This window comes from Streptomyces sp. NPDC003327 (assembly GCF_053589515.1).
The window spans coordinates 22,195-35,620 of the sequence record NZ_JBSFSA010000038.1; the positions used below are offsets into that span (position 1 = coordinate 22,195).

Annotated in this window: 12 protein-coding genes; 6 read left to right on the top strand and 6 right to left on the bottom strand. The window is 74.1% G+C overall.

What is annotated here, in order from left to right:
- Positions 1-28: 28 nt before the first annotated feature.
- From ACWDVG_RS24480 to fxsA, 3 genes are all read left to right on the top strand, one after another.
- On the top strand, positions 29-1,657 hold the full coding sequence (locus ACWDVG_RS24480; protein ID WP_451701849.1) for an amidohydrolase: 1,629 nt from the start codon (positions 29-31) through the stop codon (positions 1,655-1,657).
- 497 nt (positions 1,658-2,154) lie between these two features.
- Positions 2,155-2,931: a polyprenol monophosphomannose synthase gene (locus ACWDVG_RS24485; protein WP_451701851.1), complete on the top strand. Its 777-nt coding sequence runs from the start codon at positions 2,155-2,157 to the stop codon at positions 2,929-2,931.
- Positions 2,932-3,068: 137 nt separating this feature from the next.
- Entirely contained in the window at positions 3,069-3,662 is a 594-nt protein-coding gene (gene fxsA / locus ACWDVG_RS24490; RefSeq protein ID WP_451701852.1) for an FxsA family membrane protein, read from the top strand.
- A gap of 93 nt (positions 3,663-3,755) precedes the next feature.
- Here fxsA and ACWDVG_RS24495 read toward each other — a convergent pair whose 3' ends face one another.
- The 4 genes from ACWDVG_RS24495 to yczE all read right to left on the bottom strand — a co-directional run bounded on the left by ACWDVG_RS24495 (position 3,756) and on the right by yczE (position 7,205).
- On the bottom strand, positions 3,756-4,130 hold the full coding sequence (locus ACWDVG_RS24495; RefSeq protein WP_026278069.1) for an RNA polymerase-binding protein RbpA: 375 nt from the start codon (positions 4,128-4,130) through the stop codon (positions 3,756-3,758).
- Positions 4,131-4,385: 255 nt separating this feature from the next.
- Positions 4,386-5,744 carry an MFS transporter gene (locus tag ACWDVG_RS24500; RefSeq protein WP_451701855.1) on the bottom strand — a complete coding sequence of 453 codons (1,359 nt, stop codon included), beginning with the start codon at positions 5,742-5,744 and terminating at the stop codon, positions 4,386-4,388.
- A 37-nt stretch (positions 5,745-5,781) separates the two neighbouring features.
- Positions 5,782-6,546 (bottom strand): glycerophosphodiester phosphodiesterase, encoded by a 765-nt coding sequence (locus tag ACWDVG_RS24505; RefSeq protein ID WP_451701857.1) that lies wholly within the window; start codon positions 6,544-6,546, stop codon positions 5,782-5,784.
- Positions 6,543-7,205, bottom strand: a complete 663-nt coding sequence (yczE, locus tag ACWDVG_RS24510) for a membrane protein YczE (RefSeq protein WP_451701859.1) — start codon at positions 7,203-7,205, stop codon at positions 6,543-6,545. Before yczE ends, ACWDVG_RS24505 begins: the two co-directional genes overlap by 4 nt.
- A 134-nt stretch (positions 7,206-7,339) precedes the next feature.
- On the opposite strand from yczE, the gene ACWDVG_RS24515 reads away from it, so the two are divergent.
- A complete protein-coding gene (locus ACWDVG_RS24515) occupies positions 7,340-8,842 on the top strand; it encodes an SCO1417 family MocR-like transcription factor (RefSeq protein ID WP_451701861.1) in 1,503 nt (500 codons plus the stop codon).
- Positions 8,843-8,988: 146 nt separating this feature from the next.
- Here the strand turns inward: ACWDVG_RS24515 and ACWDVG_RS24520 are convergent, their stop codons facing one another.
- Both ACWDVG_RS24520 and ACWDVG_RS24525 read right to left on the bottom strand, forming a co-directional pair.
- Complete coding sequence (locus ACWDVG_RS24520) at positions 8,989-10,698, bottom strand: hypothetical protein (RefSeq protein WP_451701863.1); 1,710 nt, start codon at positions 10,696-10,698, stop codon at positions 8,989-8,991.
- 37 nt (positions 10,699-10,735) lie between these two features.
- Positions 10,736-10,930, bottom strand: a complete 195-nt coding sequence (locus ACWDVG_RS24525) for a hypothetical protein (protein ID WP_046907412.1) — start codon at positions 10,928-10,930, stop codon at positions 10,736-10,738.
- A 316-nt stretch (positions 10,931-11,246) separates the two neighbouring features.
- Here ACWDVG_RS24525 and ACWDVG_RS24530 point away from each other — a divergent pair, with 316 nt between their 5' ends.
- Together ACWDVG_RS24530 and ACWDVG_RS24535 are read left to right on the top strand one after the other, a co-directional pair.
- The gene (locus tag ACWDVG_RS24530) at positions 11,247-11,639 is read left to right on the top strand and encodes an ankyrin repeat domain-containing protein (RefSeq protein WP_451701866.1); all 393 of its coding nucleotides are present in this window, start codon (positions 11,247-11,249) and stop codon (positions 11,637-11,639) included.
- A 261-nt stretch (positions 11,640-11,900) separates the two neighbouring features.
- Complete coding sequence (locus ACWDVG_RS24535) at positions 11,901-13,316, top strand: HEAT repeat domain-containing protein (RefSeq protein WP_451701868.1); 1,416 nt, start codon at positions 11,901-11,903, stop codon at positions 13,314-13,316.
- Positions 13,317-13,426: the final 110 nt, after the last annotated feature.

The following is a 13,426-nucleotide window of genomic DNA, read 5'->3' on the forward strand; positions in this document are numbered from 1 at the left end:
GGTGCGACCAGGTCCTAGCCTTGTTCGCATGACCGAGAGCCTGTCTGCCAGCGAACACCGCACCGTGCTGCTGCGCGGTGGAGAAGTCCACAGCCCCGCTGACCCCTTCGCGACCGCCATGGTGGTGGAGCGCGGGCACGTCGCCTGGGTGGGCTCGGAGGGCGCGGCCGACGCGTTCGCCTCCGGCGTGGACGAGGTGGTCGACCTGGAGGGCGCGCTCGTCACCCCGGCGTTCGTCGACGCGCACGTGCACACCACGGCCACCGGCTTCGCCCTCACCGGCCTCGACCTGTCCTCCGCCGCCTCGCTCGCCGAGGCCGCGGAGGCGATCCGGGCCCACGCCGCCGCCCACCCCGAGGACCGGATCCTCGTCGGTCACGGCTGGGACGCCTCCCGCTGGCCCGAGCGGCGCCCGCCGACCCGCGCCGAGCTCGACGGGCTGACCGGCGGCCGCCCCGCCTACCTGACCCGCATCGACGTCCACTCGGCCGTCGTCACCACCGCGCTCCTGGACCTGGTGCCCGGCGTCCGGGACCTTGACGGCTTCCACGACGGCCGGGAGCCGCTGACCGGCGACGCCCACCACGCCGTCCGCGCCGCCGCCTTCGCCGCCGTCTCGCCGCGCCAGCGCACCGACGCCCAGCGCGCGGCCCGCGCCCACGCCGCCTCCCTCGGCATCGGCACCCTGCACGAGTGCGGCGGTCCCCGGATCTCCTCGGAGGACGACTTCACCGGCCTCCTCGACCTGGCCCGCAGCGAGCCGGGCCCCCGGGTCGTCGGCTACTGGGCCGACCTCGACGTCGAACGGGCGCGCGCCCTCGGCGCCCTGGGCGCGGCGGGCGACCTGTTCGCCGACGGCTCCCTCGGTTCCCACACCGCCTGCCTCCACGAGCCGTACGCCGACCACGACGGGCACAGCGGCTCCGCCCACCTGGACGCCTCCACCATCGCGCTCCACGTGGTGGCCTGCACCGAGGCCGGGCTCCAGGCCGGTTTCCACGCGATCGGCGACGCGGCCGTCACCGCCGTCGTGGAGGGCGTCAGGGCCGCGGCCGAGAAGGTGGGCCTGGCCCGGATCCGGGCCGCCCGGCACCGCGTCGAGCACGCCGAGATGCTCACCCCCGAAACCGTCGCCGCCTTCGCCGAGCTGGGCCTGACGGCCTCGGTCCAGCCGGCCTTCGACGCCTTCTGGGGCGGCGACGAGGGCATGTACGCCGACCGCCTCGGCGTCGAGCGGGCCCGCACCCTCAACCCGTACGCGGCGCTCCTGCGTGCCGGTGTGCCGCTGGCCTTCGGCTCCGACAGCCCGGTGACCCCGCTGGACCCGTGGGGCACCGTCCGGGCCGCCGCCTTCCACCGGACGCCGGAGCACCGGGTATCCGTCCGGGCCGCCTTCACCGCCCACACGCGGGGCGGCTGGCGGGCGGTGGGCCGTGACGACGCGGGGACGCTCGTCCCCGGCGCCCCCGCCGACTACGCGGTCTGGCGGACCGACGAGCTGATCGTCCAGGCTCCGGACGACCGGGTGGCCCGCTGGTCGACCGACCCGCGGTCCGGCACGCCCGGCCTGCCCGACCTGACGCCGGGCGTGGAGCTGCCGGTCTGTCTGCGCACGGTGGTGCACGGGCAGACGGTCTTCGTACGGCCGAACGAGTGATGTAGGGGACGTGACGCCGCGGGCCGGGCGCCCGGGTGCTTCTGCCCGACCTGCGGATCTCCCTCCGCCGCCCGGCCCTTCTCGGCATCGTCACAGGTCAAGTGGGTGTTGACAGCCGACCGGCACCGGCCGGTAGGTTCTCCGCGTCCACCACAGGACGTCCGTCAGGACCGCACCTCCTCGTCCTCGCCGAACGCCGCCCGCGCCTCGGCGGCGAGGGGGAAGGTTTCTCCGGCGGAAGGTGCGACCCGGGTGGGGCCCGGACGTTCAGTAGACAACGGCCTTCGGTCGACCCCGCAGCCAGCGGGTCCCGGGTCGGACCGAAGGACGACGGGCCCCGCACCGCACGCCGCGCACCGCACGCCGCCGGCCCCCGCGCTCCCGGGCCCGGCGCCCACCTCGCGGAGCCTTCCGCCGCCCGCACGTCGGGCCCGCGCCGTACCACCCCGAGGACCTCGCTATGGTGGGAGCCTGTGCAGGTATCCGAAGGGGCAGTAGTGAACGACGGTGGCCAGAGGCGTTACGGCCCGCTCGGCAAGGCCTTGGTGATCATTCCGACCTACAACGAGGCGGAGAACATCAAGCCGATCGTCGCCCGGGTGCGGGAGGCGGTACCCGAGGCGCACGTCCTCGTCGCCGACGACAACAGCCCTGACGGCACGGGCAAGTTCGCGGACGAGATCGCCGCCGAGGACGACCACGTCCACGTCCTGCACCGCAAGGGCAAGGAGGGGCTCGGCGCCGCCTACCTCGCGGGCTTCCGGTGGGGCATCGACCACGGCTACGGCGTGCTCGTCGAGATGGACGCCGACGGCTCCCACCAGCCCGAGGAGCTGCCCCGGCTGCTGACCGCCCTCAAGGGCGCCGACCTGGTCCTGGGCTCCCGCTGGGTGCCCGGCGGCCGGATCGTGAACTGGCCGAAGTCGCGCGAGTTCATCTCCCGCGGCGGCAGCCTCTACTCGCGCGTGATGCTCGACGTGCCGATCCGCGACGTCACCGGCGGCTACCGGGCCTTCCGCAAGGAGACCCTGGAGGGCCTCGGCCTCGACGACGTGGCCTCGGCCGGCTACTGCTTCCAGGTCGACCTGGCCCGTCGCGCGGTCGCCGCGGGCTTCCACGTCGTCGAGGTCCCCATCACCTTCGTCGAGCGCGAGGTCGGCGACTCGAAGATGAGCCGCGACATCCTCGTCGAGGCGCTGTGGCGGGTCACCGGCTGGGGCGTGACGGCCCGCGCCCAGAAGGTCGGCAAGCTGCTCGGCCGCAAGCCCTCCTGAGGCCCCGGGCCCGGCCCGCACCGGGTCCCCGGGCCCGCCGGGCCGCGCCGAGCAGGCCCCCGGGGCGGCCCGCCTCCCGCGTCCGAACTGATCTTTCCTTTACGACGTTCCTGCGGGCCGCCAGGCACACTGGGGGCATGACGACCGGCGCACAGCCTTCCCACGCCCCGAAGCGCTCCCGCGCGCGCACATTCCTCCCGCTCGGCCTCGCCGTCTGGCTGGTGCTGGAGATCTGGCTGCTCACCGTGGTGGCCGGCGCGGCGGGCGGACTGACCGTGTTTTTGTTGCTCGTCGGCGGCGCCGTGCTCGGAGCGACCGTCATCAAGCGGGCGGGCCGACGCGCGTTCCAGAACCTCACCGGCACCTTCAAGGAGGCCCAGGCGGCCGCCGCGGCCGGGGTCGCGCCTCCGTCCGGGGAGCGGGCCGGAGCGAAGGACCGCAACGGCTTCCTGATGCTCGGCGGCCTGCTCCTGATGATCCCCGGTCTGATCTCGGACGCGGCCGGTCTGCTCCTGCTCGTCCCGCGGGTCCGCACGGCCCTCGGGCGGTACGCGGAGAAAGTCGCCGAGCGCCGGATGGCCGCGGCGCCGCCCGGCAGCCTCCAGGACGCCTTCCAGCAGGCCCGCATGCGCCGCCCGGACGGCAAGGTCGTGCAGGGCGAGGTCGTCCGGGAGGACGCCGCCCCCGGGCCGTACGGCTCCGGAGACAGCCGCCCGCCGCTCACCCCCTGACACCCGGCCGGCAGGTCCGGGCAGCCGAACGCCGCGGGGCCCGGTACACGGATCGTGTACCGGGCCCCGCGGCGTTGTGCGTCGGGCAGTCCGCTAGGCGGACTTGCGGCTGTCGCGCGGATGCACGGCGATGTTCATGGCGCCGGAGCGCAGGACGGCCAGCCTTTCGGCGAGGACCTCCTCCAGCTCCTCGCGGGTGCGCCGCTCCATGAGCATGTCCCAGTGCGTACGCGCCGGCTTGCCCTTCTTCTCCTCGGGGCCGTCCCCGTCCACCAGAAGTGCCTGGCTTCCGCAGACCTTGCACTCCCACTCCGGCGGAATTTCCGCTTCCACCGAGAAGGGCATCTCAAAACGATGGCCCTTCTCGCATGCGTACTCCACGGCCTGGCGCGGAGCCAGATCGATGCCGCGGTCGGTCTCGTAGCTGGTCACCACGAGGCGCGTGCCGCGAAGAGCTCGCTCACTCATGAATCGTGCCTCCCGGGCTTGTCGCCCACAGGACAGGTGTCGCTGTCGTCGTCATCCGGTCAACGTCCGGTCGGCGGTAAAGATTCCCGTTCCGGGTCATGCGTCGCCCGTCGTGCCGCCCCTTTTTGTACCCACCAATGCCCGTTTTGTCACATCTGGCAGCAGTTGTGACGCAGCGTCTTTACCAAAGCAGCACGCAGTAACGGTCCGCCTGGCAGGCCAAAGGCGTACACTACAGGCCTTTCACTCCCGCGTCTAAATGCGTCCGGGGAGCGGGTTCCCCGCCGCCTCGACCGCGCGCCGCACCGGGACCCGGGCGAGCAGGGCGAAACCGGCCACGAAGAAGATCACCAGGGAGATGATGGCATCCCGGTAGCTTCCGGTCAGCTGATACGCGAGACCGAACACCAGTGGCCCCAGCCAGCTGAGCCCCCGGTCGCTCATCTCGTACGCGGAGAAGTACTCCGCCTCCTTGCCGCGCGGCACCAGATGGGAGAAGAGCGAGCGGGACAGCGCCTGGCTGCCGCCGAGCACCAGACCGATCGCCGCCGCGAGGCAGTAGAAGAAGACCGGCTCCCCGGCCGGCAGCAGATAGCCCGCCGCCAGGATCAGCGTCCAGACCGCCAGCGACCCCAGAATCGTCCGCTTGGCCCCGTACGACCGGGCCAGTCGGCCCATCGCGAGCGCCCCCGCCACCGCGAGCACCTGCACGAGCAGCACCGCCGTGATGAGGGTCGTCTTGTCCAGGCCCAGCTCCTCGGAGCCGTACACCGACGCCTGGGAGATCACCGTCTGCACCCCGTCGTTGTAGACGAGGTACGCCAGCAGGAACGACAGCGTCAGCGGATGCCGGCGCATGTCCTTCAGCGTCGCCCGCAGCTGCGCCCAGCCGCTGCCGACCGCCCCCTCCCCGGAGGCCCGGACGATCCGCCGGTCCCGCAGCCGCCGCAGCGGGATCAGGGCGAACGCGCCCCACCAGAGCCCCGCCGAGGCCAGGCAGAGCCGGACCGCCTCGCCCTCCGTCAGGCCGAACGCGTCGTGCCCCGAGTACAGGACCAGGTTGAGGACGAGCACCAGCGCGCCCGACGCGTACCCGAAGGCCCAGCCCCGCGAGGAGACCGCGTCCCGCTCGTCCGGCTCCGCGATCTGCGGCAGATAGGCGTTGTACAGCATCATCGAGACCGACAGCGAGGCGTTCGCCACGATCAGCAGGAAGGCGCCGAGCAGATAGCGCTCGCCCTCCAGGAAGAACATGCCCGCCGTCGCCGCCGCGCCCGTGTAGGCCGCCGCCGCGAGCAGCGGCTTCTTCCGGCCCATCCGGTCCGCCGCCGCGCTCACCACCGGCATCAGCAGCACCGCGACGACGATCGACGCCGAGACGGAGTAGGCGAAGAGGGAGCCCGCGCGCACCGGGATCCCGAAGGGGTGGACGAAGCCCTCGGCGTCGTCGGCGTTCTCCGCGACGGAGGTCAGATACGGGCCGAGGAAGACGGTCACGACGCTCGTCGAGTAGACCGAGCAGGCGAAGTCGTAGAAGTACCAGCCGCGCTGCTCGCGTCTGCGGTCGGCCGGGTCGGCGGTGCGCCCCTCCGGACCGGTGGTGTCGGCGGTCACGGCGCCCCCCTCGTTCGTCCCGTGTACGGGACGCGGCTCAGACCCACGCTCCCCGGTCGGTGAGCACCCTGCGCAGCGTCTCCAGATGATCGGTCATGATGCCATCCACCCCCAGGTCGAGGAGAGAGTCCATCCGCTCCGGATCGTTCACCGTCCAGACGTGGACCTGGAGCCCGCGCGCGTGCGCCTCCCGCACGAAGCGCCGGTCGACGACCCGGATGCCGCCCTGGCGCTCCGGGACCTGGGCCGCCACCGCGCCGGCCCGCAGGGCGGCCGGGATGCCCAGCGACCGCAGCCGCAGCCCGACGACACCGCGCACGCCGTACGAGGTGGCGAGCCGCGGCCCGGCCAGGCGCTGCGCCCGGGCGACCCGGGACTCGGTGAAGGAGCCGACGCAGACCCGGTCCCAGGCGTCGGCGGTACGGATCAGGTCGAGGAGCGGCAGGAGCGCGGACTCCGCCTTGAGGTCGACGTTCCAGCGCGCCTCGGGGAACTCCTCCAGGAGGTCGGCGAAGAGCGGCAGCGGCTCCTTGCCCGCCACGCGCGCCTCGCGCACCGCCGCCCACGGCAGGTCCCGGATGCGGCCCGCGGTGTCGGTGACCCGGTCGAGGGTGTCGTCGTGGAAGGCGACGAGCCGCCCGTCGGACGTGGTGTGGACGTCGGTCTCGAAGTAGCGGTAGCCCTCCGCTGCGGCCCGGCGGAACGCGGCCGCGGTGTTCTCAAGGCCGTCCGCCGTGCCGCCGCGGTGGGCGAACGGCAGGGGAGCGGGGTGGTCGAGGTAGGGGTGGCGTACGCGAGTCACCGCCGCAGTATGGCCCCTTCCGGTGTCCCGGCGGCGACCACGGTGCTGACGGGGGCCGGCTCCGGGACGGCGAAGCGGCGCAGGAAGAACTGCGCGAGCGGGCCGATCGCCAGGGCGTACAGCACCGTGCCGACGCCGACCGAGCCGCCGAGCAGGAAGCCGGTGGCCACGACGGCGACCTCGATGGCGGTCCGCACGAGGCGGATCGACCGGCCGGTGAGCCGGTGCAGTCCCGTCATCAGGCCGTCGCGCGGTCCCGGGCCGAAGCGGGCCGCGATGTACAGGCCGGTCGCGACGCCGTTGAGCACGATGGCGGCGGCCATGGTCGCGATCCGCGCGGGCAGCCCGTGGACCTCGGGCAGGACCGCGAGGGAGAGGTCCATCGCCAGGCCGATCACCAGCACGTTGGAGATCGTGCCGAGCCCCGGCCGCTGCCGGATCGGGATCCACGCGAGCAGCACGAGGGCGCCGACGAGGGTCGTCACGACGCCGATGCTCAGTCCGGTCTTCTCGGAGAGGCCCTGGTGCAGGACGTTCCACGGCTCGAGGCCGAGCCCGCTGCGCAGCAGCATGATCGAGCTGAAGCCGTACAGCGCGAGGCCGACGTAGAGCTGGACGAGCCGACGGGTCAGGTGCCGGCCGCGGAGACCGGAGGCCATGGACAAAGGAGTGCCCCCTTGAGGACGGAGAGAGTGGTTCGGAGAGAGTGGTGCTGGTGGACTGACTCATGACACTCTGTGGCGGGGGATCGGGTGCCAACCATGGCCAATTTGAGGAAGGTGGACTGATTTCCATGGCTCAGTGGACTTCGGCGGTGGGGCCCGCGCAGCTCGCACGGCAGCTCCAGGCCCAGCAGCCGCGGCCCGCGGGGCCCGGCGCCCGCAAGCCGCCCGCCTACCGCGCCCTGGCCGACGGCATCCGTCTGCTCGTCCTGGAGGGCCGCGTCCCGGTCGCCGCCCGGCTGCCCGCCGAGCGGGAACTCGCCCTGGCGCTCACCGTCAGCCGCACCACCGTCGCCGCCGCCTACGAGGCCCTGCGCGCCGAGGGCTTCCTGGAGTCGCGGCGCGGCGCGGGCAGCTGGACCGCCGTGCCGGCCGGGAACCCGCTGCCCGCCCGCGGCCTCGAACCGCTGCCGCCGGAGGCGCTCGGTTCCATGATCGACCTCGGCTGCGCGGCGCTGCCCGCGCCCGAGCCCTGGCTCACCCGGGGCGTGCAGGGCGCCCTCGAGGAGCTGCCGCCGTACGCCCACACGCACGGCGACTATCCGGCCGGGCTCCCCGCGCTGCGGCAGATGCTCGCCGACCGCTACACCGCGCGCGGCATCCCCACCATGCCCGAGCAGATCATGGTCACGACCGGCGCCATGGGCGCCATCGACGCCATCTGCCACCTCTTCGCCGGCCGCGGCGAGCGCATCGCCGTCGAGTCCCCCTCGTACGCGAACATCCTCCAGCTCATGCGGGAGGCCGGCGCCCGGCTCGTGCCCGTCGCCATGTCCGAGGGTCTCGGCAGCTGGGACCTGGGCCGCTGGCGCCAGGTGCTCCGGGACGCCGCGCCCCGGCTCGCGTACGTCGTCGCCGACTTCCACAACCCCACCGGCGCGCTCGCGGACGAGGACCAGCGGCGGCAGCTCGTGGAGGCGGCCCGCTCCGCCGGCACGGTCCTCGTCGTCGACGAGACCATGAGCGAACTCCACCTCGACGACGACGTGGAGATGCCCCGGCCCGTCTGCGCCTTCGACCCGGCCGGGTCGACCGTCCTCACCGTCGGCTCGGCCAGCAAGGCCTTCTGGGCCGGGATGCGGATCGGCTGGGTGCGGGCCGCGCCCGACGTCATCCGCTCCCTCGTCGCCGCCCGCGCCTACGCCGACCTCGGCACGCCCGTCCTGGAACAGCTCGGCGTGAACTGGCTGATGCGGACCGGCGGCTGGGAGGAGGCCGTGGGCCTGCGGCGCGAACAGGCGCGGGAGAACCGGGACGCGCTCGTCGCCGCCGTGCGCAGGGAGCTGCCGGAGTGGGAGTTCTCGGTGCCGCGGGGCGGGCTCACCCTGTGGGTGCGGACCGGTGGGCTCTCGGGCTCCCGGCTCGCCGAGGCGGGCGAACGCGTCGGCGTCCGGGTCCCGTCGGGCCCGCGCTTCGGGGTCGACGGGGCCTTCGAGGGCTTCGTCCGGCTGCCGTTCACGGTCGGCGGGGCGGTGGCGGAGGAGGCCGCCTCCCGGCTGGCCGCCGCGGCCCGTCTGGTCGAGTCGGGCCTCGCGGCCGGGGGCGGGGAGCCGCCGCGCTCGTTCGTCGCGTAGCGGGGGGCGCCCCCGTGCCCGTACGCGGTGGACCGTGACCGTGGCCGGGGGCGCGTAGCCGTACGTACGACGAAGGCCGGTGCGGACCTCGCGTCCGCACCGGCCTTCCGTGTGCCGTGCGTGCCGTGCCGTTCGCCGCGCCGGGTTCAGCCCTCCGCCGGGACGGGCGCGTGCAGGGGCGTGGGACCGGGGCCGGGGTCCGTGACCGGGGCGGAGGGGCCCGCCGCGGGCGACGGCGAGGACGCGTTGGTGGGCGCGGAGGCGGCGGCGGGCGCGAGGGCCGCTGCCGGAGCCGCCTCGGCCGGGGCGGCCGCGGCCTCGGGGACCTTCTCCAGCTGCATGGTCGTCGCCGCCCGGCGCTCGGGCAGCAGTTCCAGGACCGCCTGCCGGTGCGCCTCGCTGGTGGCGTCGTCGTACGGGTCGGGCGTCGCCGGCACCTGGAGGCGCAGCACCGGTCCCGTACCGAGGCGGGCGTAGCCGCGGCCCGGCGGCACCTGCGGGGTCGGCGTGGTGTGCGGCGCCGTACCGAGCACCGAGGCGATCTGCTCGGGGGAGGCGGGGCCGAGGACGATCCGGGCCCGGGTGTGGGTCCGTACCGTCTCGGAGAGGGTGTCGGTGCTGTCGAACTGCTCGGCGACCACGACCGTGACCTGCGCCGCCCGGCCGTGCCGCAGCGGCACCTGGAGCAGCTCCTGCGGGTCCGGCCGGCCGTCGGCGGCGGCCAGGTGGCCGAGGACGCTGGGCCGGTCGAGCAGGATCCACAGCGGTCGCCGGGTGTCCTCCGGCGCCGGGTGGCCCGCCTGCCGGGCCCGGTTCGCGGCGATCAGGCGCCGCTCGGTCTCGTGCGCCGCCCACTCCAGGGTGGCCAGCGCCCCGGCGAGGCCGCACTCGACGGCCAGGACGCCGTCGCGGCCGGTGAGGCACGCGTACTCGCCGGTGCCGGTGCCCTCGATGATCAGGACGTCGCCGTGGGGGAGGGCCTGGAGCGCGATCGAGCGCAGCAGGGACGTGGTGCCGCTGCCGGGCTGGCCGACGGCGAGCAGGTGAGGCTCGGTGGAGCGCGGGCCGGTGCGCCAGACGACGGCGGGCGCGTCCTCGGTGCCGTCCTCCGCGACCACGGGCACGGTCCGCTGCACGGCGTCCGCGTCGGTGAAGCCGAGCACGGTCTCGCCGGGCACCGTGACGAAGCGCTGGGCGGCGATCGTCGTGGGCAGGGCGGGCAGCACGCTCATCAGGAGCCGGTTGCCCTCCTCGTCCCAGTCGAAGAGGTACTCGCGGCCGCGCCCCGACTTGGCGTGCAGGAGCTGCTCGATCCGGGCGCGGGCGGCGGGCTCGCCGTCGGTGAAGTACGGGGGGTAGGCGATCCGCAGCCGGGTGATCCGGCCGTCCTCGTCGAAGGCGTAGTCGGCGAAGGGACCGCCCCAGTCGCCGCCGTGGGCGAAGAGCGGGGCGGGGTCGTCGGGGACGGAGAAGTACGGGACGAGCGCCTCGTACAGGCCCTTGAGGCGGGAGATCTCCGCGTCGTCGGGCCCGGTCTTGACGACGGGGCGCTCGCGCCCCTTCCACGCGGCGGCGCCCATGAGCGCGACGAGCGCGAACAGCGGCCCGTACGGCGCGAGGACGACGACCATGACGCAGGCCGCGACCAGGAACAGCGTGGGACCGCGCCGCTCCTTGGGGGTCGCGGCCCACCTGGCCCGCGCGGTCGCGGCCAGCTTCCGCAGACCACGTGTGACCGTGATCAGCGGATGGAGCACGTCGGTGGCGCTGTCGGCGGCCGTGCGCGCGATCTCTCGGCTACGAGCGATCTGCGCGCTGCCGCTGCTCAGAATGCGGGGGAGTGGTCGCCGGGCCACGTGGTACTCCTGGAGTGGTGGAAGGGGCTGGAGGGCGTCAGAACTTGATCCCGCCCAGGAGGCTGGCGAGGCTCTGCCCGCCGGCCGTGATGCTGGGGGCGATGGCGGTGCCCGCGAGGTAGAAGCCGAACAGCGCGCTGACGAGGGCGTGCGAGGCCTTCATGCCGTCCTTCTTGAAGAACAGGAAGCAGATGATGCCGAGCAGGACCACGCCTGAGATGGACAGGATCATTGGCTCTTCTCCTGGTTGAGGGGACAGTCACCATGAGTCCTTCCAGGTTCACAGCAAGTATCTATGTGACTAAAGGTGCAATCGGGTGAATAAGGTGCGTTTTCACTTCACCGGCCGACGGCGGGGGCCGTCCCCGGTGGCGGGAAGCGCGAGGAACGCGTAGACGCCTCCGGGTGCAGCGGTGGTGAGGCAGGGACCTCGTGATCTTTGCCTCGGCCGGGCGCGGTCATGTCGCCGGACGGGCAGTACCCTGTCGATTCACTCGTACGGCCGCGCTTGCCGTGCGCAGGTCATGCACGAAGGGTGGTTGTGAACGATGAGCGAGACTCCGGACCCCGAGGTCATCGAGCTGGCGTCGAAGGTCTTCGACCTCGCGCGCACCGGCGACGCCGCGGCCCTCGCCGCCTACGTCGACGCCGGCGTCCCCGCGAACCTCACCAACGACAAGGGCGACTCCCTCGTCATGCTCGCCGCCTACCACGGCCACGCCGCGGCGGTCGCGGCCCTCCTGGAGCGCGGCGCCGACGCCGACCGCGCCAACGACCGCGGCCAGACCCCGCTCGCCGGTGCCGTCTTCAAGGGCGAGGACGCCGTCGTCCGCGCCCTCCTCGCCGGCGGAGCAGATCCGGAGGCAGGCACTCCGTCCGCCGTCGACACGGCCAGGATGTTCGGGAAGACCGAGCTCCTGGAACTCTTCGGAACCAGGTGAACGGGTACTGAACCCCAGGTGGGAGCGGTGCCGTAAATGTGGTCGCGGCGTCGAAACGGGTGGGTCATCATGACGTCGGGCCCGGTAGTCCGGGCCACCGACGAGAGGCAGAGGAAGATGGTCACTGGCAGGCGAAGGACGACGACGAGCGGCTCGGCATGTGGGTGCCGAACGGCCTAGGCGTACGGGCGACGTACCGCCCGACCCGGGTCATCCCGGTCTCCCCCGGTCGTGTCGACAGCTTGATGTGAGGCGTCTTCCATGTTCGATCCAGTCATAGCGCCGAGCGGCACCCTGCTCGGTCTGCTGCAGCGGGGCCGCGGCGACGGCACGCTGCACGCGCTCGCCGCGCCACGTGCCGAGGCCCTCGCGGCCCTCAACCACTGCGTTCTCGACGACCCCCGCCACGACTGGCAGGTCGAGAACCGCTCCCTCTACTACGCCCGTCTCTACCTCGACCTCCACGGAGGTCTGGACGAGATCGAGGGGCACCTCTTCGCCGCCGAGGACCACCTCGACACCGAGGAGTCCCGCACCGGGCTCGCCCTCGCCGTCCTCGGCCACCTGGCCTCCTACGGGCGGCAGGACGCCCTGCACCTGCTCCGCCGCTACGCGGCCACCGGCTCCAACTGGGCCTGGGCCCTCGACGAGCTGGCGCTCCGCGACGACGACGCCGGCCTGCGCGCGCTCGCCGAGCCCGTGCTCGCCCGGTTCCCCGCCGGGGCCGAGGGCGACGCCGAGCTGGCCCGCGTGGTGCGCGACGCCTTCGAACCCCGGCCCTGGCGGCTGTGGGCCGAGGACCAGCGCGACGCGGTCGGCGCCCGCGTGCGGGCCGCCCAGGAACACGGCTCCTTCGACCGATGGCAGCGGCAGATGCGCCCCGCAGGACCCCGCCCCGGCTGGAGCGTGCGGGCCGTGCTCGACTGGGCGCAGGAGGGGTACGAGCGCGGCGCCGCCCTCGACGGCCCCGCCGCCCGCTGCCTGACCGCCGTCGCGGGGCCCGAGGACCGGGCCGAGATCCTCGCCGCCGCCCGGCACGGCGCGGAGGGGGCGCGCGGCGCCGCCCTGCACTACCTCGCCGCCGCCCGCGACCCCGAGATCCTGGCGCTCGTCACGGCCGCCGCCGACGGGGACTCCCGGCACGTGGCCGAGGCCGCCGTCGCCGCCTTCCGGCGCCTGTGCGGCGAGACCGCCGTCACCGGCGCACGCGCGTGGATCCGGCGCACGGACGCCCTCGGCGCCGCCGCCGCGGAGGTCCTCGCCTGCCGCGGCACCGCCCAGGACGCCGGACTCGTGCTCGCCGCCCTGCGCGGAACCGTGCGCGCCGAGGGCCCCGACGCCCCGGCGCTCGGCCCCCTCGTCGACGGCGCGGGCCGCCTCGGCATCGCCTGCGCGGCCCCCGTGCTGCGGCACGTTTACCGCGAGACCGCCTCCTCCCAGCTGCGCGGCCGCGCGGCCCGCGCCCTCGCCGCCACGGACCCCGACTTCGCGAGGGGCTTCGCCGTCGAGTGCCTCTGGGACTGCGAGGAGACGACCCGCGAGATCGCGGCGCAGTACGCCGAGACGGGTGACGTCCGCGTCGCCGAGCGGCTCCGCCGCCTGGCCGCCGACCCGGCCGAGGAGGTCGAGGTGCAGACCGCGGTCCGCAACCGCATAGGGCCGGACCTCCAGGTCTGACCGCCAAGGTCTGATCGCCAAGGTCCGATCGCCAGGTCCGATCGCCCAGGTCTGGTCGCCCCCGGCGGGGTTGAGACCCCCTCCCCACCCCCGCCCGCCGGCCGACCGCC

Coding starts and splice junctions, on each gene's coding strand:
- ACWDVG_RS24525 (WP_046907412.1), bottom strand. CDS start 10,930: ATGATCCTGTCCATCTCAGGCGTGGTCCTGCTCGGCATCATCTGCTTC.
- fxsA (WP_451701852.1), top strand. CDS start 3,069: ATGACGACCGGCGCACAGCCTTCCCACGCCCCGAAGCGCTCCCGCGCG.
- ACWDVG_RS24530 (WP_451701866.1), top strand. CDS start 11,247: ATGAGCGAGACTCCGGACCCCGAGGTCATCGAGCTGGCGTCGAAGGTC.
- ACWDVG_RS24515 (WP_451701861.1), top strand. CDS start 7,340: ATGGCTCAGTGGACTTCGGCGGTGGGGCCCGCGCAGCTCGCACGGCAG.
- ACWDVG_RS24495 (WP_026278069.1), bottom strand. CDS start 4,130: ATGAGTGAGCGAGCTCTTCGCGGCACGCGCCTCGTGGTGACCAGCTAC.
- ACWDVG_RS24480 (WP_451701849.1), top strand. CDS start 29: ATGACCGAGAGCCTGTCTGCCAGCGAACACCGCACCGTGCTGCTGCGC.
- ACWDVG_RS24535 (WP_451701868.1), top strand. CDS start 11,901: ATGTTCGATCCAGTCATAGCGCCGAGCGGCACCCTGCTCGGTCTGCTG.
- yczE (WP_451701859.1), bottom strand. CDS start 7,205: ATGGCCTCCGGTCTCCGCGGCCGGCACCTGACCCGTCGGCTCGTCCAG.